The sequence below is a fragment of the Pseudomonas sp. MAG733B genome, assembly GCF_036884845.1.
Lineage (GTDB): Bacteria > Pseudomonadota > Gammaproteobacteria > Pseudomonadales > Pseudomonadaceae > Aquipseudomonas.
The window spans coordinates 3,395,264-3,418,918 of sequence record NZ_CP145732.1 but is presented as its reverse complement, the minus strand read 5'-3'; the positions used below and the strand labels follow the sequence as shown (position 1 = coordinate 3,418,918).

Genomic DNA, 23,655 nt, shown 5'->3' with positions numbered 1-23,655 from the left:
GCGCCCTCTTTCTCACCAGCATTGTCACCACCGTTACAAGGTATTCGCCCCATGAAAGCTCAAGCCCGCCATATCCTGGTGAAAACCTCGGAAGAAGCCGAGCAACTCAAGCAACGCATCGCCAAGGGCGAAGCCTTTGATGTGCTGGCCAAGAAGTACTCGACCTGCCCGTCCGGCAAGCGCGGCGGTGATTTGGGTGAAGTGCGGCCGGGGCAGATGGTCGGTGCGATCGATGCGGTGATCTTCAAGAAACCACTGCGGGTGGTGCATGGGCCGATCAAGAGCAAATTTGGCTATCACCTGGTGCAGGTGTTTTACCGGGATTGAGTGGTTGGCTTTCGGGCCTCATCGCTAGCAGGCTAGCTCCCACAGTGGTGTGGCTGAAATTTATGCCAACCTGCAAATCCCTGTGGGAGCTAGCCTGCTAGCGATCCGATGGCGCAGCCATCGGCCATCCTCCGATTACCTGGGAATCAAAGCCCCCGACACCTGAATCACCCGACTCGCCAACCGATGCCCCGCCTCGGCAGCCTCCGCCGGACTTCCGCCCTTGAGCCGCGAGGCCAGATACGCCGCGCTGAACGAATCCCCCGCCGCCGTGGTGTCCACCACTCGCTCGACCTTCTGCGCCGGCACCTCGAATGACTCGCCAGCACAACGAATCAAACACGCCTCGGCACCGCGCTTGAGCACCACTTCCGGCGTGCCGATCTGCTCGTACGCGGCAAACACCGCTGCATCATCGGCAAAATGGAACAGCGCCTGCTCGTCATCGACAGTCAGCAATGCGAGGTCGATGTACGGCAAGACACTGCGATAAGCTGCCCGCGCTTCTTCCACCGAAGCCCAGAGCCGTGGCCGGTAGTTGTTGTCGAAGACGATCCGCGCATCACGCTGCCGGGCTTCGATCAGGGTGAGCAGTAGTTTTTCCCGGCCTTGCACGCCCAGCACCGCCAGGGTGATGCCACTGAAATACAGCACGTCATAATCCGGCAACGCCGCCAGGATCGGCTCGGCGGCCGGGGTGGTGAGGCAATCACGCACCGCTGCTTCGTTGCGCCAATACAGGAAACGCCGCTCGCCGGCCGCGTCGGTCTGGATGCAATACAAACCCGGCAAACGTCCGGGCAAGCGCTGGACCATGCCCAGGCCGATATTCTCTTCAGCCCAGCTCTGGCACATGGCATCGCTGAAACTGTCATCACCCAGGGCGGTAACGTAGTCCACCGAGCCGGCCGCGCCCAGTTCCCGGGACAGATAGACCGCCGTGTTCAAGGTATCGCCGCCGAAGCTTTGTTGCAGGCTGCCGTCGGCGCGATGCTGTAGCTCGATCATGCATTCGCCGATCAGGGCGATGCGCGGGGTGTTGGGGCCGAGGGTGTTGATGGTGTTCATGGGTAGTTCTCGATCTGTCCGATGCATCTGCGGTGTCTGACAGGCCGTCTTCGCGAGCAAGCCCGCTCCCACAGGGGAATGCATTCCAATGTGGGAGCGGGCTTGCTCGCGAAGGCCGCGCCTCGGTCCTGAGCCTTAGAAACAGGTTTCCATGTTCTCGATGACGTTCAACTGCTCATCCACCAGACACCCCGTGCGCCATTTGTCGAACGTCAGGCACGGGTGCGAAGTGCCGAACGAAATGATGTCGCCCACGCGCAACTCAACCCCCGGCGCCACGGTCATGAATGCATGCTGGTCCATCACCGCCGTCACCTTGCAGGCGCCGACATCGTCGCCCTTGGCCGGTACCACGCCAGCCTTGTAACGCTGCAACGGCACCGGCAGACCGGCGTCATAGGCCACGTCGCGCTTACCCAGGGCAATCACCGCGAAGCCCGGCTCCGGCAACGACTGCACGTGCGCCCAGACTTCCAGCGCCGGACGCAGGCCTTCTTGCAAATCGCTGCGGCGATCAAGGACGCAGCATTGCGCCTCTTTGTAAATGCCGTGATCGTGGGCCACATAACTGCCTGGACGCAACACGCTGAGGAAACGCCCGGCAGCGTTTTGCGCTTCGAACTCCTCGGCAATCAGGTCATACCAGGCCGAGCCGGAAGCGGTAATGACCGGTTTGGCGATGGCGAACGCGCCGCTGTCCTGCAACTGCACCGCCAATCGCACCAAAGAGCCGGCGAACGCACGGATCCCGCTGACAGCGTGATCACCATGAATCACACCCTCGTAGCCTTCGATCCCGGTCAATGCCAGCGCCGGTTGCGCAGCGATGGCCTTGGCCAGGTCCAGCACTTCCTGTTCGCTGCGGCAACCGCAACGCCCGCCGACCACGCCGTACTCGATCATCACGTTCAGGCGCACACCGCGCGAGGCGAAATAGGCACCGAGATCGGCGACGTTGTCCGGGTGATCGACCATGCAATAGAAGTCGAACGTCGGGTCGGCTAACAAATCGGCAATCAACGCCATGTTCGGCGTGCCCACCAGTTGGTTGGCCATCAACACCCGGCGCACGCCGTGGGCATAGGCCGCACGGGTTTGCGTGGCGCTGGCCAGGGTGATGCCCCAGGCGCCGGCGTCCAGTTGCCGACGAAACAGCGCGGGGGTCATGCTGGTTTTGCCATGGGGCGCCAGTTCCGCGCCGCTGTTGCTGACGAATGCCTGCATCCAGCGAATGTTGTGTTCCAGCGCTTCACGGTGCAGCACCAGCGCCGGCAGGCTGACGTCACGCACCAGGCTTGCGCCAATCCGGGCTGCGCCTTTATCCACGTTGGCAGTATTGGGGGCAGTAGACATGGTCGAATTCCTCACTTTCGCGGCCGCAAACGGCCGCGGTTATTCGTTGATGCGACGGGCCAGGCTGTTCGCACTATCGATCAGCACCCGGCGGTAGTCGTTGTAATTGTTCTTGGCATCGGCCCGGGGGGCGACGATGCACAGGGTCGCAATGGCCACGCCGTTGGGGTCTTTGACCGGGGCGGCGAAGCAATGGGTAAAGGTGTCGGCAACGCTATCGAACGAGAAGAATCCGTCGATACCGGCCTGACGGATTTCCTTCAGGAACTGCTCCAGCGGCAAACGCTCGCCGTCGGGCAGGATGAAGTCGTCGTGGTCGATCAGGTCGACGATTTCCTGGTCGCTGAGGTGCGCCAGCAGCAGGCGCCCGGAAGCGGTCCACGGGATCGGTGCATTCTCGCCGATGTCCGAGGAAATGCGGAAATGCCGCTCGCCCTCTTTCATCAGCGCCACGGTGTATTTGCGCCCGTTGAGCAGGCACATCTGCGCGGTTTCATGGGTCTGGCTGACGATTTCCTGCAAGGCCTGATCGGCCTCGCGGGTCAGGTCGAAATGACGCAAATGCGCCTGCCCGAGGAAGTACAGCTGGCGGCCGAGATAAACGTGACCGTCCTTGCCGACCGGCTCCAGAATGCGTCGTTCCAGCAGCGAAGCCACCAGCTCGTAGACCGTGGATTTCGGGCTGCCGATGCCGTTGGCGATGTCGTTCGGGCGCAGGGGCTGGCCGACTTCCTTGAGGAAATCGAGGATATCGAACGCCCGGTCCAGACCGCGTGCCCGGCGCTTGATGGTGTCTTCGGTCATTTCAGTGGTTCCCATTCATAATGCCGGGAGTTTACCGAGAGTGCGGCGGCGACCGTTAGGTCGCCATCGCTAGCAGGCTAGCTCCCACATTTGGAATGCATTTCCCTGTGGGAGCCAGCCTGCTGGCGATGAAGCCACCTCGGTTCAGGCCTTTTTCCTGTACGCAATGCAGTCGATCTCAACCTTGCAGTCGACCATCATGTTCGCCTGCACACAGGCCCGCGCCGGGGCGTGTTCGGGTTTGAAGTACTCGGAGAAAACCTTGTTGAAACTGGTGAAATCCCGCGGATCTTCCAGCCACACACCAACACGTACCACGTCTTCCAGGCCATAACCGGCCTCTTGGAGAATGGCGACCAGGTTCTTCATGGTCTGGTGCGTCTGCTCGACGATGCCACCCGTGATGATCTCGCCGTCCACCGCCGGCACCTGCCCGGAAACGTGCAGCCAGCCATCAGCCTCAACGGCGCGGGCGAAAGGACGAGGCGTGCCGCCTGCAGCGGCGCTGCCGGTGCCGTAACGCGTAATGCTCATGAGTGTTTCTCCTGATTGAAAATCGAGTGTTTAAAACCGCGTGCTTTTAAGAAACTCAGCCAGACGCGGCGATTGCGGACGCTCGAACAGGTCCTTGGGCGGACCCTGCTCTTCGATGCGACCCTGATTCATGAAAACGATCTTGTCCGAGACCTCGAAGGCAAAGCGCATTTCGTGGGTCACCAGCAACATGGTCATGCCGTCATCCGCCAGGCCCTTGATCACATTCAGCACCTCGCTGACCAGCTCTGGGTCCAGGGCCGAAGTGACTTCGTCGAACAGCATCAGGCTCGGGTTCATTGCGATCGCCCGGGCAATCGCCACGCGCTGTTGCTGACCGCCGGACAGTTGGCCGGGAAAGTGATCGCGGCGCTCCAGCAGACCGACACGCTCCAGCCATTTCTCCGCGAGGGCCACGGCCTCGTCCTTGTGCAGCTTTTTCACCTTGAGCAAACCGAGGGTCACGTTTTGCAACGCCGTCAGGTGCGGGAACAGGTTGAACTGCTGGAACGCCATGCCGGTCATGGCGCGATGGCGGGCGATGACTTTTTCCGGGTGGCGGATGCGCTTGCCGTTGACCTCGTCGTAGCCGATGGATTCGCCGTCGAGCAGGATCTGCCCGCCCTGGAATTCTTCGAGCATGTTCACGCAGCGCAGCAGCGTGGTCTTGCCCGAGCCGCTGGAACCGATCAACGTCACCACGTTGCCGCGCTGCATGGTCAGGTCGACGCCCTTGAGCACTTCAAGCTGGTCGTAGCGTTTGTGCAGGCCGCGAATGTCCAGCAGCGGTTGGCCGTTCTGGGGATTGGTTTGAGTCTGAGTCATGGCAAGGCCACCCGCTTTTCAATGTGCCGGCCGAGTAATTCGATGCCGTAGTTGATGACGAAGAACAGAAAACCGGCGAACAGGTAAAACTCCAGGGTCATGAACGTCCGGGCGATGATCTGCTGGGTGCTGAGCAGCAGCTCGGCCACGCCGATCACCGACAACAGCGTCGAGGCCTTGACGATCTCGGTGGACGAGTTGACCCAGGTCGGCAGAATCTGCCGCAATGCCTGAGGCAACAACACGTAGCCGAGCGACTGGCAGAACGTCAGGCCGATGGCCTTGCTCGCTTCCATCTGTCCGCGCGGCAATGCCTGCAAGGCACCGCGCACGATCTCGGCGACGTGGGAGCCGCAAAACAGCGTCAGGCCCAAGGCGCCGGCCTGGAACGCGCTGATCTGCCAGCCCAGCGCCGGCGCCATGTAGAAGCAGGCCAGCACCAGCACAAACACCGGCGTACCCCGAATCACATCGACGTAAAAACGAAACGGCGCGCGCATCCAGAACTTGCCGTAGGTCAGCACCAGCCCGGCGAAAACACCGATCACCGTGCCGAACAAAATCGCCAGTGCCGACGCCTGCACACTGGTCAAAAAACCTTGCATCAACGGCTCGCGCGCGACCCACAACTCGTGCAACCAACTGGGGGATTCGTACATGGGGCCTCCTATCGGCGGATCGCCAGACGCTGCTCGAGGTAACGCAGCATCATGGCAATGAGGTAGCAGGCCGCGACATACAACGCCGTGGTCACCAGCCAGGTTTCAATCACCCGGTAGCTCTCGACGTTGATCTTGCGCGCGTAATAGGTCAGCTCCGGCACGGCAATCGCCGCCGCCAGCGAGGTGTCCTTGAACAGCGAAATGAAGTTGTTCGACAGCGCCGGCAGCACATTGCGCAGCATCACCGGCACGGTGACGTAGGCCTTGACCTGCCACTCGCCCAAGCCAATGGCCAACCCGGCTTCACGCTGCCCCTTGGGAATGCTCAACAACCCACCACGGAACACTTCGGTCAGGTACGCCCCGGCATACAGCGACAGGGTGATGATGAACGACGGGATCTTGTCCAGACGAATCCCCAGGCTCGGCAACGCAAAGTAAATCAACAGAATCAACACCAGAATCGGCGTGTTACGGATCACCGTCACATACACCGATGCCAGCACCCGCAACGCGCGGTGCTTCGACAACAAAGCAAACGCCATCAGCAGGCCGATCACGCAGCCGATGGCGATCGATACCAGCGCCAGTTCAAGACCCAGACCGAGCCCCGCCAGCAAGGTGTCGAAATCGCGCCACACGGCGGCAAAGTTCAACTGATAGTTCATGGTCGGCAGTACCTTGAGCGGGGCGATTCACACCGCCCCGCTCTCACGGGATCATTTGAATTCGACTGGGAAACCGATGGCTGGGGACGGCAGGTCTACGCCGAACCACTGCTTGAACGACGCCGCGTAAGTCGGGAACTCAACGCCGGTCATGGCTTCATGCAGGGCGGTGTTGACGAAGTTCAGCCAGTCCTGATCGCCACGCTTGACTGCGCACGCATAGGTCTGCGGGCTCCAGGCGTAGGCCGGGCTGCGATAGCGGCCGGCGTTCTGCACCATCAGGTATTTCACCGACGACTGATCGGTGGCTGCCGCATCGGCGCGTCCGGAGTTCACGGCCTGATACATCAGGTCAACGCTGTCGTACTGATCGACCTTGGCCTTGGGCAGTGCCTGATGCACCAGCTCTTCGGCATAGACGTTTTGCAGCACCGCCACGGTCAAGCCATCGCCGGCGGCTTTCATGTCCTCGATTTCCTTGTACTTGCTGTTGGCCGGCAACAGCAGGCCGACGCCTTCGCGGTAGTACGGCAGGGTGAACGCCACTTGCTGGGCACGGCTGGCGGTCACGGTAATGAACTGGCAACTCATGTCGACCTTGTCGGTCAGCAGGTTGGGAATCCGCGCATCGGAGGACTGCACCACGAACTCGACCTTGCTCGGATCGTTGAACAAGCCTTTGGCCACGATGCGCGCAATATCGATATCAAAACCCTGCAACTTGCCATCGGCGCCCTGGAAGTGCCACGGCGCATTGGTGCTGCCGGTGCCTACAATCAATTTGCCACGGGCCAGAACGCTATCGAGCTTGCTGTCCGCCGCCTGGGCCACGCCCATGGCAGCAGCAGACGCTGCGAATAGAAAAACACATGCTTTGAACAAGGAAGGTCGGCGATGCATGGCAAGCACTCCAGGGTGATGTTTATTCCGCTATACCGGAACTAGGTATGTAACAACGGAATAGACAGCAGAAAGTGTGCCACAGGTTGTGGGGGGAATGTACAGGGGATTGAAAAGTGTTTTGAATCAGGGGGATGCGTACGCACGTGGAAAAACGTTACGAAACGCTCGGGGAAAGTAACCGCTACCGATGGCTACAGAGAGCGGGTATCTGGTTCACAACAGGGTTTGGATGACCCAGTTAGGTGCATCAAATCAGCGCGATCGTCAGCGCGCTTTTGCATCCTTGTAGACATCGTCGCGCTCTCTTTTCCCAACAGCTATCACGGTCACGATGAGTACTTCGTCTTTCACGCGGTAAACCATTCGATATCCCGCGCTGCGTAACTTGATCTTGTAGGCGTTGCCAAGACCGCTGAGTCGATCTGCGGGAACGTGCGGATTGATCAATCGTTCCTGAAGTTTTTTCTTGAATTGGGCCTTCAGGGTTTCTCCCAGCTTCTTCCATTCTTTCCAGGCTTTTTCGGAAAACTCCAGCTCATAGGTCATCAATTGAAACCTTTATGGTTGGATCGTTTTCCCGCTCCTTGCATAAGGCAATCAGTTCCAGGTCCTCCAAACGGTTCATCATGGCTTCATACGCTTTTGCAGGGACACAATAAAAAGCAGGTTCGTTACGGTTGAGAATCGCAACAGACGAACCGCCTCCCGCAGCAACTGTACCCATCGGGTTTCTTTTCAGTTCCGAGATGCTCGCCACGACCTGAGAAAGCACGATATGTGTCATGAAACAATTCCTTGGGATGCTTTTAGAGACACTCAAAATAGCACTCCAAAAGGCACCTTGGTGAGATCTCCAAGGGCAAAATTTCTAGTTTTACTCATGGTTGAAACCCCTCGTTTGCGGTAGCTCATGACGTCTGCACAAAAATTATCACGTCATGGCATTCCACATTTCCGAGCTTGTTGTGAGGCTCGCCGTCAAAAACCGTCAGAAATATCCGAGTTGGACAACCCCCCATCCGACTGCTTTATTCAATCTACAAGTGATAAACAGTCTTAACAGTGGCGACGCGTGTTGGCGTGTGTTGTCCAGGGAGGGTTCATGTCCTTCAAAGTCATGATGGTGTTCGGAACACGGCCGGAAGCCATCAAGATGGCACCCCTTGCGCGGGTCTTGCGTAACTGGCCCGGTATCGAACTGAACATCTGCTCGACCGGCCAGCACCGGGAGATGCTCAAGCAGGTGCTCGACTCCTTCGAGTTGGTGGTCGACGAAGACCTGCAAGTGATGACGCAGGGCCAGACCCTCAATGGTCTGTCCGAGCAGTTGCTGGAACATCTGGACAAAGCCTACGAGCGGGTGAAGCCGGATATCGTGCTGGTCCATGGTGACACCACCACCAGCTTCATTGCCGCCCTCGCCGCCTTCAATCGCCAATTGCCCATCGGCCATGTCGAGGCCGGATTGCGTACCGGCAACTTGCGCGCGCCGTGGCCGGAGGAAGCCAATCGGCACCTGACCGGGGTCATCGCCGACCTGCATTTCGCGCCGACCACCAAGAGCGAAGACAACCTGCTGCGCGAAGGCGTACCCAAGGCCAACATCGAAGTCACCGGCAACACGGTGATCGATGCACTGGTGTGGATGCGCACCCATCAACAGCAGATCCAGTGGCATCCGGCGGCCGATTCTCCACTGGCGGTGCTCGACGACAAGCGGCGCATGGTGCTGATCACGGGCCATCGCCGCGAGAACTTCGGCGGCGGCTTTCGCAACATCTGTCTGGCCTTGGCCACCCTCGCCGAGCGTTACCCGGATGTGCAATTCGTCTATCCGGTGCACCTCAACCCGCAGGTGCAAAATGCCGTGTACAGCGTGCTGTCCAACAAACCCAACATCTATCTGGTGGCGCCGCAGGATTACCAGCACTTCGTCTGGTTGATGGACCGCGCGCATTTCATCCTCACCGACTCCGGCGGCATCCAGGAAGAAGCTCCGGCCATCGGCAAACCGTTGCTGGTGCTGCGCGATGTCACCGAACGGCCGTCGGTGCTCGAAGGCGGCACGGTGTTGCTGGTGGGCACCGACACCGACCGTATCGTCAAGGAAGCCAGCCTGTTGCTCGATGACGACGCAACCTTCCAGCGCATGAGCCGCATCCACAGCCCCTACGGCGACGGCCATGCCAGCGAACGGATCGCCAATCGGCTAGGTGTGTGGCTCAAACACCGCGCCGTAGCGGGTAAAGGAGCATGAGTCTGGGCCTGGTCGATTTCTTCGCCTATGTGCTCTTCGGCCTCAAATACCTCGCAATTGCCTTGGCGCTGTTGATGTTCGTGCTGGGCCTCGATGACTTGTTCATCGACGTCGTCTACTGGACCCGCAAGCTGATCCGCCGCTGGCGCTACTATGAGAAATTCAAGCGCGCCGATGAACAGCGGCTCTACACCATCAGCGAAAAGCCGCTGGCGATCATGGTCCCGGCGTGGAATGAAGTCGGTGTAGTCGGTGAAATGGCGCGCCTGGCGGCCTCGACCATCGATTACGAGAACTATCAGATTTTCGTCGGCACCTACCCCAACGATGCCGAGACCCAGGCCGACGTCGACGCGGTCTGCCAGCACTACCCGAATGTGCACAAGGTGATCTGCGCCCGTCCCGGCCCCACCAGCAAGGCTGACTGCCTGAACAACATCATCGACGCCATCCTGCGTTTTGAAAGCGATGCGAAAATCCAGTTTGCCGGTTTCATCCTGCACGATGCCGAAGATGTGATCTCGCCGATGGAGCTACGCCTCTTCAACTACCTGCTGCCGAACAAGGACCTGATCCAGATTCCGGTCTATCCCTACGCCCCCGAATGGAGAGGTTTCACCGCAGGTCATTACGTCGACGAGTTCGCCGAAAATCACGGCAAGGATGTCATTGTCCGCGAGGCGCTGACCGGCCAGGTCCCCAGTGCCGGGGTTGGCACCTGCTTCAGCCGCAAGGCCATCAGCGCCTTGCTCGAGGATGGCGATGGCATTGCCTTCGATGTGCAGAGCCTCACCGAGGACTACGACATCGGCTTTCGTCTCAAGCAGAAAGGCATGAAGTGCATCTTCGCCCGCTACTCAGTGAGCGACCCGAAACTGGCACTCCAACAGCCTTGGGTGTTCGGCATGAACCGCGCCTTTTCCCAGGTGATCTGCGTACGCGAACACTTCCCCCGCGACTTGCAGCACGCGATCCGGCAGAAATCCCGCTGGATCGTCGGCATCGTGTTCCAGGGCACCAAGAACCTCGGCTGGAGCCCCACCGGCCTGCTCAATTATTTCCTGTGGCGCGATCGTCGCGGACTGATCGCGTACCTGCTGAGCTTCCTGGTCAACCTGCTGTTGCTGGTCTTGCTGGCGATGTGGCTGGTGACGGTTATTTTCCCCGAAGCCTGGCGTTACCCGTCGATCCTCACCGACAGCACTCTGCTCACGACGCTGCTTTGGCTCAACGGTCTGATGCTGCTCAACCGGTTGTTCCAGCGCGGCTGGTTCGTCACCCGTTATTACGGAATCGTTGAAGGCCTGCTGTCGGCGCCGCGGATGATGTGGAGTAATTTCGTCAATTTCTTCGCCAACCTGCGGGCCTTGCGGCAAGTCATGGAAATGGGCGATTCGCGCCGCGTTGCGTGGGACAAGACCACCCACGAATTCCCGGCCCTGGCCCAGGCGCAACGCACCCCGCTGGGCCATCGACTGGTTGAAAAAGGCTTGCTCAGCGAAGAACAACTGGACGCGGCGATCACCAACCCGGTGCGTCGGCGCCTCGGCCACGAACTGCTGCTGCGCGGCCACATCGACACCACGCAACTGGTGCAGACCCTGGCCGAACAACTCGACATGGAATGGGCGCCGCTCAATCCGTTCAAACTCGACAAACGCCTGATCGACGCCGTTCCGCGCAAGGTCGCCACGCACTACGGCGTGCTGCCCGCCGCCGAAGAGGGCGATACCTTGGTGCTGGCCTCCGAAGGCCCGGTCAGCCAGGTATCGCTGGGCGCCATCAGCCGTCAGCTGAAACGCCCGGTTCGCTGCCGTCTCGCGCCTCAGGGCCGGGTGACATTGGGGATCCGATTCTGGTACCCGAGCGCCCGGCAAAGCGCAGACGTGCATCACATGCTCGAAGTGCTTGAACGTCATCAGGACGACGAAGCCTTGCTTGAGCGTGTCAGCCACCATCAAGTGTTGCTGGGGAATTTGCTGCAAGTGCGAGGAATGGTCCCGCCGTCGCTGTTCAATCAGGCCTTGATCGACTTTGATGCCGAGCGCATGTCGCTGGGCGAACACCTGATCTCGCGCGGCATCATTACCCAACAAGTGCTGGAACAGGCGCTAGAGGATCAGGCCGCCGAACAGCAAGCCGCCTTCGGCATTGCCCGGGAGGTCGAATGAAGCCAGGCAAGCGTCACGCCCTGCTTGTCGGCAGCCTGCTGCTGAGCCTTTGCACCGCAACGTGGGTGCAGGCCGAACCGTTGACCGACTTTGATCAGTTCCGCAGTTTCCCTTACATGGACCGCAGCTATCGCGAAGCGAAAAAAGGCAACTGGGCCGAAGTCGAACGGTTGATGCGTCACCTGCTCGGCATCGTGCCGAAAAACGATGAAGCGCGCGCCTTGCTGGTGGAAGCGCTGGCCAAACAGCGGCGCTACAAGGACGCCGTGCAAGCGCTGCCGGACAACCCGCAAAACAGCGATGCCCTGCTCAACCTGCGCCTGACTTGGATCGAACAGGACCCGCCTGGCAGTGAACAGGTCGAACAGTGGATCGCCACCAGCAACATGACCCAGCGCATTCGCCTTTGGCAGGCCTATAGCTTGAGCCTGGCCAAGTTCGGCGGCGCGGCGCGAGCCCACGACTGGCTGGCACAACTGGCGCCCAAGGGTGATCAACGAATCCTGCAAATGGCCCGCGCCAATTGGTCCGAACAGTTGCGCGACTGGGACGGCACCATCAAGGAACTGGCGCCCCTGGCCGCGAGCAATCAACTGGACGCCCAAGGCTGGCAACGGCTGGCCAACGCCTACGTGCAACGCCTCGACGATCGACCCTTGGAACAATTGCTGCAACAAGCGCCCAGCCCGGAAGCTGCACGCAAGGCTCGATTGGCCATGGTCGACCGGGCGATTGCCATGGGGCATACCCAGCAGGCACAGCGCTGGATGCAGTCGCTACCGCCCGAAGACCTTGCCGATCCAGCCCAGCGCCAGCGCTTGTGGGAACTGGCGCGGGAAACCGGTGACAGCGCAAGGGTCCAGCGCCTGAGTGACGAATTGCAGCGGCCATGCCTGGAGACGGCCGAATGGCTATCCCGGCGTGATCCGCCAGCCGCGCTGACGCAACTGCGCAAATGCCGGCCCGACGAAGACCCGCAGGCCTGGCTGGTCCTCGCTCAGCGCCTGCAAGCCACCGATCTGTTGCAAAGCACGCGCTTGCCGGAGCCGTGGGATAGCCGTCGACAAGCGCAATTGCTCAACGTCTGGCAACAACAGGGCCGCAGCGACAAGGTCATGGCCTGGCTCGCCGGTCAACCGCAGACCGCCGACGTGGTCAAGCGCCGGGCCGAGCTGGTGCAGGCATTGGGTCGCAATGCAGAGGCGCAACAACTCTGGGAGCGGCATTACCAGCAAACCGGCAACCTGAGGTCTCTCGATCAGGCGACCTATCTGGCACTGAATGCCGGGCAGCGTGAGCATGCACAACAACTGCTCGAAAACGCGTACGACCGCCACAACGGCAAGCTGCCAGCCACCCTGCTGCAACGCCTGGCCGGATTGTATGCCTCGTCGACACCGACCCCGGCGCAAAAGCAACGCATGGTGTCGCTGCTCAATCGCGTCGACCCCTCGACTCGCGGCCAACTGCTGGCGCAACTCGCGGAAAATGGCCAGTGCACGGCGGTGCGACAGGCGATCGGCGATCATCCGCAAAGCGCGGGCGACTACCGTGCCCTGGGTCGTTGTGCGATGCCGGAGCGTCCCGGCGAAGCGGTGGTGTATTACCAAAGCGCAGAAAAACTCGGCGACCGTGGCAGTCGCCTGCCGTTGGCCTACGCGCTGGAAGCCGCCGGGGATTCACCCGGTGCCTTGGCTATTTGGCGAAGCATCCCGGCGTCCGAACTGAGCGACAACGCACGACTCACCGCCAGCCGCAGCGCACTCAATGCCGGCGACGCGCAGACCGCCGAACGCTACTGGCAGCAAAGCCGCAGCCGTGGCGCCAATGAATGGGCTTTGGGCGCGGCGATTGCCGATGCCCGGGGCGATCACGCCCTCGCCTTGCAGCGCCAGCGCTCCGCTCTGCAACAGTCAGCGGACGCCGGACACTTCTACGCCGCATCGGTCACCGCGCAAAAGGCCGGCGACCTGCACCAGAGCACCGCGTGGCTGGCCGAAGCCGTGCGCCTTGAACCGGATAACCCGCGTTATCGCGCCGATTACGGCATGCGCCTGGCCGGTGCAGACACCCGGGAAGAACGCGCCCGCGCCATCCCCTATCTGCAAAGCGCGACCAAAGACTTTCCGGAAGACTATCGCCTCGGCGAAACCCTGGCCTGGCGCTACGACGAAGCCGAAGACAGCGCCTCGGCCCGCAAGGAATTGCGCCGCGTAATCGATCTGGAACAGCACCCGGTAGCCGCCGACGACGAGGACGGCAGCATGGAGGCCCGCCGCTACCGCCAGCGCCGTGCCCACGAAACCCTGTCCCGTCGTGACACGCGCACCATCGCCAGCACTTGGTCACCGGCCGGCGTCTCGACCAACGACTTCCTGCTGCCGGACGACACCACCGGTTCCAGACGCCGTTCGACCTCGCAAAACGTGCAACTGGCCATGTGGGACCACGCACTCGGCGAGGAACCCAGTCGCGCCGGCAGCACGCTGTCAGTCTACGGGCGCGTGTTGCTCGGTGGCGTCGGCCGCTCAAGCTACGCCGAATCCCTCGGCACCGGCGTGGGCCTGCGCTACAAGCCTTGGGGCACGGCGAACATCAACTTCTATGGCGAAATCTACAAGCAGAGTCAGTTCGATGATCAGGACAACCACGGCTTGAGCCTGGGCCAAATGCTGGTTCCGGAAAAACTCGGGGATCAGGTCGAAGATCACCGCAAGGACGGCCACACCACTACCGATTACCTGCTGCGCGCCACCGCTTCGTTTCTTGATCAGGGGCGATTCCGCAACGATTGGCGGGTCGACGAAAGCGATTGGGAGGAGCGTTTCCTCTACCTCGATGCGGCGTGGTGGACCAAGGCTGGCGACCATCAATGGCTTTCGCGCTTCCAGCAAGGTCATGCCTGGAAGCTGCCGTTCAACGGTGCGCAAACCCTCATGCCCTACGGGTTTGTCGAGTTCGCCAGTCAGGACCCGAGCAACGACTGGCGCCAAGACCTGCGCACCGGTATCGGCCTGCGTTGGCAATGGTGGTTCGACGACGATATCTACAATGCCTACCGCGCTCACCTGTCGGTTCGCACCGAGTATCAACAGTCGTTGGGCGGCAATTTGTATGAAGGCGGCAACGGCGTGCTGCTGGGCGTGGAGTTGAATTTCTGATGAGGCGATTTTTACTGATCATGTGCCTGTTGCTGGGCGGAGCCGCGGCCCAAGCTGACGAGCGGATTTTCTATCAACCGCTAAACGTCGACGCGAGCCTCAGCGAAAACCAATGGCGCACGATCTGGCGAGACACCGCCAAACAAGGTGCCCACACGCTGATCGTGCAATGGACCGCTTATGGCGATTCAGACTTCGGCAGCGCCACAGGCTGGTTGGCCAACAGCCTGAAACTCGCCCGCGAGCAAGGCCTGAACCTGGTACTGGGCTTGAGTATGGACCCAGCCTATTACCAACGCATCAATGAACTCGACAGCGCCGGATTGGCGAGTTACTGGCAGGCACAATTGGGGCAATCGCTGGCCCAGCAGCAGAAGTTGCGCAAAGACTGGAAGCTGCCGGTCAACGGCTGGTATCTGCCGATGGAGCTGGATGACCTGCACTTTCTGGCGCCTGATCGCAGGCAGACCCTGCAGCGCCAACTCAAGGACTTCGCCGGCAAACTCGATGCGCCGCTGCATGTCAGCGTCTTCAGCGCCGGCAAACTGGCGCCGCAGGTGAATGGCCAGTGGCTGGGGGAATTGGCGAGTGCAAGGATTCAAGTCTGGTGGCAGGACGGGGTTGGCACCGGGCGTTTGCCGGCACTGGTGCGCAACGGCTACGCCAATGCCTTGCCCTGCTCCATCGGCATCGTCCAGGAAGCGTTCCGCCAGATCAGCGCTGCCGGGCAACCCTTCCGCGCCGAGCCAGCCAATTTGCAAACATCGCCAGGTTGCCACCCCACAGCGGTTTTTTCGCTGCGTTACCGGCCATGGGGCAAGGTGATTCTCGACAACCAACACAAGACCAAGGGCAGCGATGTACAAAACCATTGAAGATGAAGTGCTGAAAAAAACCGCGCCAGCAGCGATGAAAGCCGAGTTTCTCCAGCATGAGTTCGACCGCCTGCACAAATTCTGCGTATTGATTTACATCGCCAGTATCGCGGTGTGGATTACCTATGACCTGGTTCTCAGCTTTGTCGGCGACCAGAGCTTCACGTGGCGCTCAGTGGTGTTTGTCGGCGTCTTCACGATCCTGGTGATCATTCTGCTGTTCACCCGCGACGCTCGGCATTTCCAGAAGCTGAACCTGTTGTTCATCTTCACCATCGCTTTGGGCACGCGCTTGTTGATCGAAGGGGTACCCGAAGACCACCAACCGGCCTGGCTGCTGTTGGCGGCATCGACCACGTTGTTCACCGCGTCGGTGCTGCCCCTGAGTCGCTGGGCATTCTTTGCCGCCCAAATCATCACGTGGGCGTTTCTCAATCCCTTCTACGACACCGGTATCGAAACGCAAGAACTCAGGGGTGTGATGGCGCTCAGTTACACGACGTTCATTTGCGCACTGACCATCTACAGCTTCCTAACCTTGCGCAAGGCCAAACTCTACAACTTCATCATGTCCAAGTTGCTGCTGGATCAAGCGTATATCGACACGCTGACCGAAATCCCCAATCGGCGTTCGTTCATGACCCGCGCCGACAAGCAATTGCACGCCACGCCACGTGAACACGATCACTACCTGGCAATGATCGATATCGACAACTTCAAGAAGGTCAACGATGTCTACGGCCACGACATCGGCGATGAAGTGCTCAAGCGCATCGCGCAGGACATCAAAGCGGTAATGAGCCACCACGAATACGCGCGCCTGGGCGGTGAGGAGTTTGCGATTTATCTGGCCGGGGTACGCCGGGAAGAGGTCGAGGCGTTGGCCGGGGAGCTTTGCCGGGTGGTGCGCGAGCAACCGACACAACATCCGGTGACCATCAGTATCGGCCTGGCCCGGGTGCTGGATGACGACACCTTGAATCAGGCGCTGATCAAGGCCGATGCGGCGCTGTATGAGTCAAAACATACGGGGAAGGATCGGTATACCTTTCATCTGTCGAATTGAATCAATCACCCACATGAAAACTGCTGCGGAGGTTACAAACGGTTAACTATCCCAAGGAGTTTTTCCGGCGCAAAGCTGCTAAAAATTTGCTCCAGCGGGACAACATTTGTCCCCCCAATGGAGCAGTAAACAAATGGATATGGAAATCCGTAAAGATGAGGCCGAAGCGGCGATGGCGGGTGTATTTGGTGGCCCGTCCATCACGCAGCCCTTGCCAGGGGCTTATCTCACGCCAGGCTTTTTGATCGAGGCACGGGCTCGCGAGGCGGCGGCGTGGCGATTGGAGATCTACACCGGCCCGACGTTGATCCACAGTTACAATCAAGCGCGTGGCCCATTCAGTTATCAAGTCCCGAGCAACCTCATTGCACCCGGTACCAAATTCTACTTCCGTATCGACTATGCCGAGTGGCAAACCAGAAGTGCCTGGGCCTGGTCGGGCGATAAAGTCATGGGCCTTGAGAAGCCGATTATTCATCCGCCCTCGCAGGTCTCCACAGACAAGCCGCTGGTTTTTGGCCGCGGTTATCCCGGTGCCACGATAAAACTCTATGAAGCGGGCTACGGCGGAGTCGTCCACGGCAGTGGCGTGGTAGACAACAATGGTGAATGGCGTGTCCAGGTGACTGAAAAACTGCGCTCGGGCCAGTTTCCCATGACGGCCAACCAAACGCTCAACGATGCGGTGTCTGATTGGGCACAAACGGCGACGTTCGTTGTTCGTCCGTAAGTTGCACTGAATGAACGTGGGAGGCTGACATCACGTCAGTCCTCCCATCCTTGACATGTCCACAGCGCACGGCGCAATCCGTTAACTGCCGATGCGCACCAGTAGCACCCTCTTCACCCGTCGCTCTTCCACCGACGTGACCGTCAAGCGCCAGCCTTCCCACTCATGGCTGTCACCGATCATTGGCAACCGATCCAGCAGACTCACGACCAACCCGGCCAAAGTTTGATAGTCATCGGTTGGTTCTGCGGCAAATCCGGTGTGCTGTCGAACCCGCGCCAGGTTCAATGCGCCGCTGACCACGAAGCCGCCCTTCTCTTCGATCACGTCCGGGCCTTCGATTTCGCTGGCATCGGGTAGCTCACCGGCAATCGACTCAAGGATGTCGGTCATGGTCAACACACCGACGAAATCACCGAACTCGTTGACCACGAACGCAATGTGCGTCGACGCCTTGCGCATCTGCTCCAGGGCATTGAGGATCGAATAGCTCTCCAGCAAATTGATCGTCTGGCGCGCCAGATGCGCCAGATCGGGTTCGTTGCCGGCCAGGAACTCCTTGAGCAGTTCCTTCTTGTGCACGAAGCCCAACGGCTCATCCACCGCGCCGTCGCGAATCAGCGGCAAGCGTGAGTAGGACGAATGCATCAGCCGCGTACGAATCGCCTCGGCGTCATCGGCCAGGTCAATGTGATCGACATCGGCGCGTACGGTCATCAACGTGCGGATCGGCCGTTCCGCCAATTGCAGGACGCCGCTGATCATCACCCGCTCACGGCGATCGAACAGTTCTTCGTTCGGTGCCTCGCCGTTGTCGAGCATGTCGGCGATTTCTTCACCCACCTCTTCAACCGCCATCTTGCGCCCGCCGAGCAAGCGCATCACCGCGTGGGCGGTCCGTTCGCGCATCGGTCGCAGGCCCTGCATCGAACGCTTGCGCCGGGCCCGGGCGATCTGGTTGAACACCTCGATCAGGATCGAGAACCCGATAGCCGCATATAGATAGCCCTTGGGAATGTGGAAGCCCAGGCCTTCGGCGGTCAGCGCAAAGCCGATCATCATCAAGAAGCCCAGACACAGCATGATCACCGTCGGGTGCGCGTTGACGAAACGGGTCAGCGGCTTGCTGGCGACGATCATCAGGCCGATGGAAATGATCACCGCGATCATCATCACCGCCAGTTCATCGACCATGCCCACGGCGGTAATCACCGCATCGAGGGAGAACACCGCATCCAGCACCACGATCTGCGCCACGATGGGCCAGAACAGCGCGTAGGCCGAATTGGACGAACGTTCGCCGACATGGCCTTCGAGCCGTTCGTGCAATTCCATGGTGGCCTTGAACAACAGGAACACACCGCCGAACAGCATGATCAGGTCTCGCCCGGAGAAGCTCTTGTCGAACACCTCGAACAGCGGCTGGGTCAGGGTTACCAGCCAGGAAATACTTGCCAGCAGGCCCAAACGCATCAACAACGCCAGGGACAAACCAATGATCCGCGCACGGTCGCGCTGATGCTGCGGCAACTTGTCCGCCAGGATCGCGATAAACACCAGGTTGTCGATGCCCAGCACCAGTTCCAGCACAATCAGCGTCAACAAGCCCAGCCATGCGGTGGGGTCAGCTAACCATTCCATAAAAACGTCTCGATCTCTTCAGTGAATTCAGAATGCCGGGCACGGCAAGGCGCGGCGCAGAGGCCGTGGAGCTGCAATGTCATGGGTGTTCAGAAGCCGAAAGACCGGATGTTTCGCGTGCGTCAAGACCGCGCGTTGGCGCGAGAAGGAAGGATAACTGGGAGGCTCCGTGAGGGTGTTCATGCAAGTCCTGAAAGGAAAAAAGGACTTGAATCGTACAGGTGATAGCGACAAATCCTACAGCCGGAAATCATTTCAAGATCTGTAGCCATTGTAATCGAGGTGTTCTGAAGGCCGCTTTCGCGAGCAAGCCCGCTCCCACAACTGATCGACGTCATCTGGATAAACGCCGTCTAATGTGGGAGCGGGCTTGCTCGCGAAGCTTTTGCCTTTCAACTCTTCCTGACACGCTCGATGTAACGCACCACAGCGGGCGATTTCTCAAACCGCCGATGAACCAACGCCAGCCACGATGACGTATTGCAGTCCGAAACCTGCCGATACACCACATTCGGCAAACTGACATGCCCGACCACCGACTCCGGCACCACCGCAACGCCCTGCCCCAGCGACACCAGCGCAATCACCGCCACCAACCCACCCGGTTGCGCGCCCAGCTTCGGGACGAACTCACCCTGCGCGGCCACTTGCAAAGTGCCAATCACTTGCTCCGGAAGAATGAAGTTCTCATTTTGCAGATGTGCCGAAGTGATCACCGGCAAGCGAGTCAGCCACGAGTCGACCGGTAGCGCCAGGACAAAGCCCTCATCATTGAGGCGCACGCCTTCGACGCCCTCGGGCAAGGCCATCGGGCAGCGGATGTAACCCAGGTCGAAGCGCCCTTCGAGGATCATGTTCGGCAGGCTGGCCATGGGGCTTTCCCGCACGTTGAGGCTGACATCCGGGTACTCGCTGGCAAAACCCTGCACCTGTTTTTGCAATATCCCCGAGTACACCGCCGAGGCGACGTAACCCAGTTCGATATGGCCGATATCACCGCGACCGGCACGTTGGGCATTGCGCTGCGCCGATTCGAATTGCCGCACCGTGGCTTCGGCCTCGATCAGCAGCGCTGCGCCAGCCTCGGTCAGGCTGACGTCCCGCACCTGACGCAAAAACAGCCGCGTGCCCAGTTCTGTTTCCATGTCCTGGATCTGCCGGGTCAGCGTTGGCGGTGCAATGCCCAGTTGCTCGGCGGCACGGGTGAAATTGCGCTGCCGGGCGACGGCCAGGAAGTAGCGGAAGTGGCGGATGTCCATTTTTACATTAGCTCAAAGGTAATGAAGTGATGAAGCGCGCCTAACAAAGACATCTTCAGCGAGCGATAAGCTGCACGAACCGCCACAGTAGAGAACCCCTGCCATGTCCGTCAAACCCAAGGTAAGCCCACGCCTGACCTTGCTCACCGCATCCGCCGTGTGCTCGTTGATCGTGCTCGACACCAACATCGTCGCCGTTACCTTGCCCAGCATCGCTCGGGATCTGGGGGCGAATTTCGCGGACATCGAATGGGTGGTCAGTGCTTACATGCTGGCCTTCGCCGCGTTGCTGTTGCCTGCCGGCAGCCTGGCCGACCGTTTTGGCCGACAGAAAACCCTGATGTGGGGGCTCGGCATTTTCATTCTCGCGTCGCTGGGTTGCGGTGCCGCGCCGAATGCACTGTTTCTCGATATCGCCCGCGCCATCAAGGGCGTCGGCGCCGCACTGCTGCTGACCTCTGCGCTCGCGTCCATTGGCCACACCTTTCACGATGAAGTGGAACGGGCCAAGGCCTGGGCGTTCTGGGGCGGCTGCATGGGTGTGGCGATGACAGCGGCGCCGACCTTGGGCGGATTGATCACCGAATACGTGGGTTGGCGCTGGATTTTCTACCTCAACCTGCCGGTCGGCCTGTTCCTGATGTACATGGTCTGGCGCGCGGTGCCGGAATCCCGCGACGCCCAGGCCGCACGCCTCGACCCTTGGGGTAGTCTCGCGTTCAGCGCCAGTCTGTTATGCCTGATCTGGGGCCTGATCGAAGCCAACCGCATCGGCTGGAACAACCCGGCGACATATGCGCGCCTGATCGGCGGCGCAGTACTGTTGGGACTGTTCGTGGTAATCGAGCGGATGCAGCAGCGGCCGATGATCGACCTGCAATTGTTCCGCCACCCACGCTTTATCGGCGCCTTGCTCGGGATGTTCTCCTACGCCGCGTGCGCCCAGGTGATGATGACGATGCTGCCGTTTTATCTGCAGAACGGTTTGGGTTTTACCGCGATTTCGGCGGGGCTGGGCATGTTGCCGTTTGCGGTGACCATGCTGATCTTCCCGCGCATTGGCGCACGCCTGACAGGCCGCGTAACCCCGGCAAACATGATGGCGATCGGCTTGATGCTGGTGGGCAGCGGTAACCTGCTCAGCGCCTGGGCGGTCAACAGCGGTGGTTACCCGCTCTTCGCCCTGGCAATTGCCGTGACCGGCGCCGGTGCCGGTCTGCTCAACGGTGACACGCAGAAAAACATCATGGCCTGCGTGCCGCGGGAGCGCACCGGGATGGCTTCGGGCATGAGCACCACCATGCGCTTCAGTGCGGTGATGCTGGCCATCGGCGTGTATGGCGCCCTGCTCGCCGGCCACACCGAACAACAGTTGCACACTGGCCTGTCGAGTCAGGCTCCGGCGCTGCTCGAACAATCCAAGGATGTCGCCTCGCGGGTGGTGGCCGGTGACATGAGCGCGGCAATGAGCCTGCTGCCCGAAGCCGCGCGAACGCTGGTCGAACCTTTGGCCCGGCAGGCTTTTGTCGCAGGTTTCAGTCTGTTGCTGTGGGTCGCCGGGCTCGCGGCATTGCTGGGTGCGTTGGTGGTGGGCACGCTGATGCGCAATCCGATTCCTGCGCCCCAACGGTCCCTAGTGCTTGAATGACGCCAGCACCCGCTCGGCGTTGGCATCGCAGGCCATGCCTTCGGGGCGTGCCTGGATGTTCTCGATCAAGCCCAGCAACTGCGCTTTGCTCTGAGCAAGGTGCAGTTGCATCGCTTCGATCTGCTCGATCTTGCGTTGCAGGCTGACCATCAGTTCATCGTGCTTGAACGCGCCCGTTACATTGTCCGGTAACAGATTCTTGAGTTCTTCCAGGCTGAACCCGGCCTGCTGGGCGCACTGGATGATCTGCAAGGTTTGCAGAACCTGCTGCGGATAGCGCCGATAGCCGTTGGCCGAGCGCTGCACCTGTTGGATCAAGCCCTGGGCCTCATAAAAGCGGATGCGCGAAGCGGTTAGTCCGCTCACCTGCGCCAGTTCACCAATCTTCATCGTGCCCTCGTTTGTCTGCTTGACATTAAAGTTAACTTTAAGCTTAGCCTCTACTCATCACTGATGAGGAGTCAAGCATGTCGCCCTTCCAAGCGTTGAATTTGCCCAACGGCCAGACCATCGGCAATCGCATCGCCAAAGCCGCGATGGAGGAAAACCTGGCCGACCTTGATCAGGCGCCCGACCACGCGTTGTTTCGCTTGTACCAGGCCTGGGCCGAGGGCAGGACCGGTCTGTTGTTGACCGGCAACATAATGATCGACCGCCGCGCCATGACCGGCCCCGGCGGCGTGGTGCTGGAGGATGAGCGGCACCTTGAGCGCTTTCGGCAATGGGCAGACATTGGCCGGGCCGGTGGTGCGCAGTTCTGGGTGCAACTCAATCATCCCGGCCGCCAGACCATGGCGAACCTCGGTCAACAAGCCTTGGCACCGTCGGCGGTGGCGCTGGATCTCGGGTCGTTTTCGAAGATGTTCGCCGAACCGAAACCGATGGACGAAGCCGACATTGAAGAGGTGATCCAGCGCTTCGCCACCAGCGCCACATTGGCGGAAAAGGCCGGTTTTACCGGTGTGCAGATCCATGCCGCGCACGGTTACCTGATCAGCCAGTTCCTTTCGCCGCTGACCAATCGCCGGACCGATCACTGGGGCGGATCGCTGGAGAATCGTGCTCGATTGCTGTTGGCCGTGGTCAGCGCGGTGCGTAAAGCCGTATCGCCGCAGTTTTGTGTTTCGGTGAAACTCAACTCGGCAGATTTCCAGCGCGGCGGCTTCGACGCCGACGACGCCCGGCAAGTGATCCAGTGGCTCAACGAACAGCAGATCGACCTGCTGGAACTCTCTGGCGGCAGCTACGAAGCACCGGCGATGCAAGGCGAAGCTCGCGACGGCCGCACGTTGGCGCGGGAAGCCTACTTTCTGGAAATGGCTGGCGAACTGGCCAGCGTGGCGCGGATGCCGGTGATGGTCACGGGTGGAATCCGCCGCTTGGCAATCGTTGAACAGGTGCTCGACAGCGGCATCGCGATGGCCGGTATTGGCACCGCGCTGGCCGTTGAACCGCTGCTGGTCAAACACTGGCGCGAAGGCCAGAACAGCCATCCGCAGCTACCGCCGATTCGCTGGAAACGCAAAGCACTGGCATCACTGGCGAACATGGCAGTGGTGAAATTCCAGCTGGCTCGGCTGAGTCGCGGACGTACGACACGGCCGCAGGTGTCAGCGGTTTGGGCGTTGATTCTCGATCGTTTGCACATCGCCCGGCGCACCCGGCAATACCGCCAGGCCATGAGCAAGTAAGCCCGGACCAGC

General features: G+C 60.3%; 22 protein-coding genes. 9 read left to right on the top strand and 13 right to left on the bottom strand.

Features of this window, described 5'->3' with window-relative positions; translation table 11 throughout:
* Nucleotides 1-51 precede the first annotated feature (51 nt).
* Nucleotides 52-327, top strand: coding sequence for a peptidylprolyl isomerase (locus V6Z53_RS15890; RefSeq protein ID WP_007933743.1), 276 nt, complete (start codon nt 52-54; stop codon nt 325-327).
* 135 nt (nt 328-462) lie between these two features.
* Here V6Z53_RS15890 and V6Z53_RS15885 read toward each other — a convergent pair whose 3' ends face one another.
* The 10 genes from V6Z53_RS15885 to V6Z53_RS15840 all read right to left on the bottom strand — a co-directional run bounded on the left by V6Z53_RS15885 (nt 463) and on the right by V6Z53_RS15840 (nt 7,928).
* Nucleotides 463-1,395 carry a sugar kinase gene (locus tag V6Z53_RS15885; protein WP_338580525.1) on the bottom strand — a complete coding sequence of 311 codons (933 nt, stop codon included), beginning with the start codon at nt 1,393-1,395 and terminating at the stop codon, nt 463-465.
* A 135-nt stretch (nt 1,396-1,530) separates the two neighbouring features.
* Entirely contained in the window at nt 1,531-2,748 is a 1,218-nt protein-coding gene (locus tag V6Z53_RS15880; protein ID WP_338580524.1) for an amino acid deaminase, read from the bottom strand.
* A 39-nt stretch (nt 2,749-2,787) separates the two neighbouring features.
* The gene (locus V6Z53_RS15875) at nt 2,788-3,552 is read right to left on the bottom strand and encodes an IclR family transcriptional regulator (RefSeq protein WP_338580523.1); all 765 of its coding nucleotides are present in this window, start codon (nt 3,550-3,552) and stop codon (nt 2,788-2,790) included.
* A 144-nt stretch (nt 3,553-3,696) separates the two neighbouring features.
* Complete coding sequence (locus V6Z53_RS15870; RefSeq protein WP_338580522.1) at nt 3,697-4,086, bottom strand: RidA family protein; 390 nt, start codon at nt 4,084-4,086, stop codon at nt 3,697-3,699.
* A 30-nt stretch (nt 4,087-4,116) separates the two neighbouring features.
* A complete protein-coding gene (locus tag V6Z53_RS15865) occupies nt 4,117-4,911 on the bottom strand; it encodes an amino acid ABC transporter ATP-binding protein (protein WP_338580521.1) in 795 nt (264 codons plus the stop codon).
* Nucleotides 4,908-5,570 carry an amino acid ABC transporter permease gene (locus V6Z53_RS15860; RefSeq protein ID WP_338580520.1) on the bottom strand — a complete coding sequence of 221 codons (663 nt, stop codon included), beginning with the start codon at nt 5,568-5,570 and terminating at the stop codon, nt 4,908-4,910. The genes V6Z53_RS15865 and V6Z53_RS15860 overlap by 4 nt, the downstream gene beginning before the upstream one ends.
* A gap of 8 nt (nt 5,571-5,578) precedes the next feature.
* Nucleotides 5,579-6,241 (bottom strand): amino acid ABC transporter permease, encoded by a 663-nt coding sequence (locus V6Z53_RS15855; protein ID WP_007941741.1) that lies wholly within the window; start codon nt 6,239-6,241, stop codon nt 5,579-5,581.
* 51 nt (nt 6,242-6,292) lie between these two features.
* Nucleotides 6,293-7,141 carry a transporter substrate-binding domain-containing protein gene (locus tag V6Z53_RS15850; protein WP_338580519.1) on the bottom strand — a complete coding sequence of 283 codons (849 nt, stop codon included), beginning with the start codon at nt 7,139-7,141 and terminating at the stop codon, nt 6,293-6,295.
* A 267-nt stretch (nt 7,142-7,408) separates the two neighbouring features.
* Nucleotides 7,409-7,690, bottom strand: coding sequence for a type II toxin-antitoxin system RelE/ParE family toxin (locus V6Z53_RS15845; RefSeq protein WP_338580518.1), 282 nt, complete (start codon nt 7,688-7,690; stop codon nt 7,409-7,411).
* The gene (locus V6Z53_RS15840) at nt 7,680-7,928 is read right to left on the bottom strand and encodes a type II toxin-antitoxin system Phd/YefM family antitoxin (RefSeq protein ID WP_338580517.1); all 249 of its coding nucleotides are present in this window, start codon (nt 7,926-7,928) and stop codon (nt 7,680-7,682) included. The genes V6Z53_RS15845 and V6Z53_RS15840 overlap by 11 nt, the downstream gene beginning before the upstream one ends.
* A 318-nt stretch (nt 7,929-8,246) precedes the next feature.
* Here V6Z53_RS15840 and wecB point away from each other — a divergent pair, with 318 nt between their 5' ends.
* The 6 genes from wecB to V6Z53_RS15810 all read left to right on the top strand — a co-directional run bounded on the left by wecB (nt 8,247) and on the right by V6Z53_RS15810 (nt 17,404).
* Nucleotides 8,247-9,401, top strand: coding sequence for a UDP-N-acetylglucosamine 2-epimerase (non-hydrolyzing) (gene wecB, locus V6Z53_RS15835; protein WP_338580515.1), 1,155 nt, complete (start codon nt 8,247-8,249; stop codon nt 9,399-9,401).
* Entirely contained in the window at nt 9,398-11,572 is a 2,175-nt protein-coding gene (nrfB, locus tag V6Z53_RS15830) for a cyclic di-3',5'-guanylate-activated glycosyltransferase NrfB (protein WP_338580513.1), read from the top strand. The genes wecB and nrfB overlap by 4 nt, the downstream gene beginning before the upstream one ends.
* Nucleotides 11,569-14,733 (top strand): phage receptor, encoded by a 3,165-nt coding sequence (locus V6Z53_RS15825; protein ID WP_338580511.1) that lies wholly within the window; start codon nt 11,569-11,571, stop codon nt 14,731-14,733. Before nrfB ends, V6Z53_RS15825 begins: the two co-directional genes overlap by 4 nt.
* Nucleotides 14,733-15,608, top strand: a complete 876-nt coding sequence (locus V6Z53_RS15820; protein ID WP_338580510.1) for a DUF4434 family protein — start codon at nt 14,733-14,735, stop codon at nt 15,606-15,608. Before V6Z53_RS15825 ends, V6Z53_RS15820 begins: the two co-directional genes overlap by 1 nt.
* Nucleotides 15,592-16,674, top strand: coding sequence for a GGDEF domain-containing protein (locus V6Z53_RS15815; protein WP_338580509.1), 1,083 nt, complete (start codon nt 15,592-15,594; stop codon nt 16,672-16,674). Before V6Z53_RS15820 ends, V6Z53_RS15815 begins: the two co-directional genes overlap by 17 nt.
* Nucleotides 16,675-16,807: 133 nt before the next feature.
* The gene (locus V6Z53_RS15810; RefSeq protein WP_338580508.1) at nt 16,808-17,404 is read left to right on the top strand and encodes an Ig-like domain-containing protein; all 597 of its coding nucleotides are present in this window, start codon (nt 16,808-16,810) and stop codon (nt 17,402-17,404) included.
* Between the two features lie 81 nt (nt 17,405-17,485).
* On the opposite strand, the gene V6Z53_RS15805 is transcribed toward V6Z53_RS15810, so the two are convergent.
* Nucleotides 17,486-19,045 (bottom strand): TerC family protein, encoded by a 1,560-nt coding sequence (locus V6Z53_RS15805; protein ID WP_338580507.1) that lies wholly within the window; start codon nt 19,043-19,045, stop codon nt 17,486-17,488.
* Nucleotides 19,046-19,437: 392 nt separating this feature from the next.
* Nucleotides 19,438-20,304 (bottom strand): LysR substrate-binding domain-containing protein, encoded by an 867-nt coding sequence (locus V6Z53_RS15800; protein WP_338580506.1) that lies wholly within the window; start codon nt 20,302-20,304, stop codon nt 19,438-19,440.
* A gap of 103 nt (nt 20,305-20,407) precedes the next feature.
* Between V6Z53_RS15800 and V6Z53_RS15795 the strand changes: the two genes are divergently transcribed.
* Nucleotides 20,408-21,952, top strand: coding sequence for an MFS transporter (locus V6Z53_RS15795; protein ID WP_338580505.1), 1,545 nt, complete (start codon nt 20,408-20,410; stop codon nt 21,950-21,952).
* Here the strand turns inward: V6Z53_RS15795 and V6Z53_RS15790 are convergent.
* On the bottom strand, nt 21,938-22,342 hold the full coding sequence (locus tag V6Z53_RS15790) for a MerR family transcriptional regulator (protein WP_338580504.1): 405 nt from the start codon (nt 22,340-22,342) through the stop codon (nt 21,938-21,940). The two genes, V6Z53_RS15795 and V6Z53_RS15790, sit on opposite strands and share 15 nt — an antisense overlap.
* Nucleotides 22,343-22,419: 77 nt before the next feature.
* Between V6Z53_RS15790 and V6Z53_RS15785 the strand changes: the two genes are divergently transcribed.
* On the top strand, nt 22,420-23,643 hold the full coding sequence (locus V6Z53_RS15785) for an NADH:flavin oxidoreductase/NADH oxidase family protein (protein WP_338580503.1): 1,224 nt from the start codon (nt 22,420-22,422) through the stop codon (nt 23,641-23,643).
* Nucleotides 23,644-23,655: the final 12 nt, after the last annotated feature.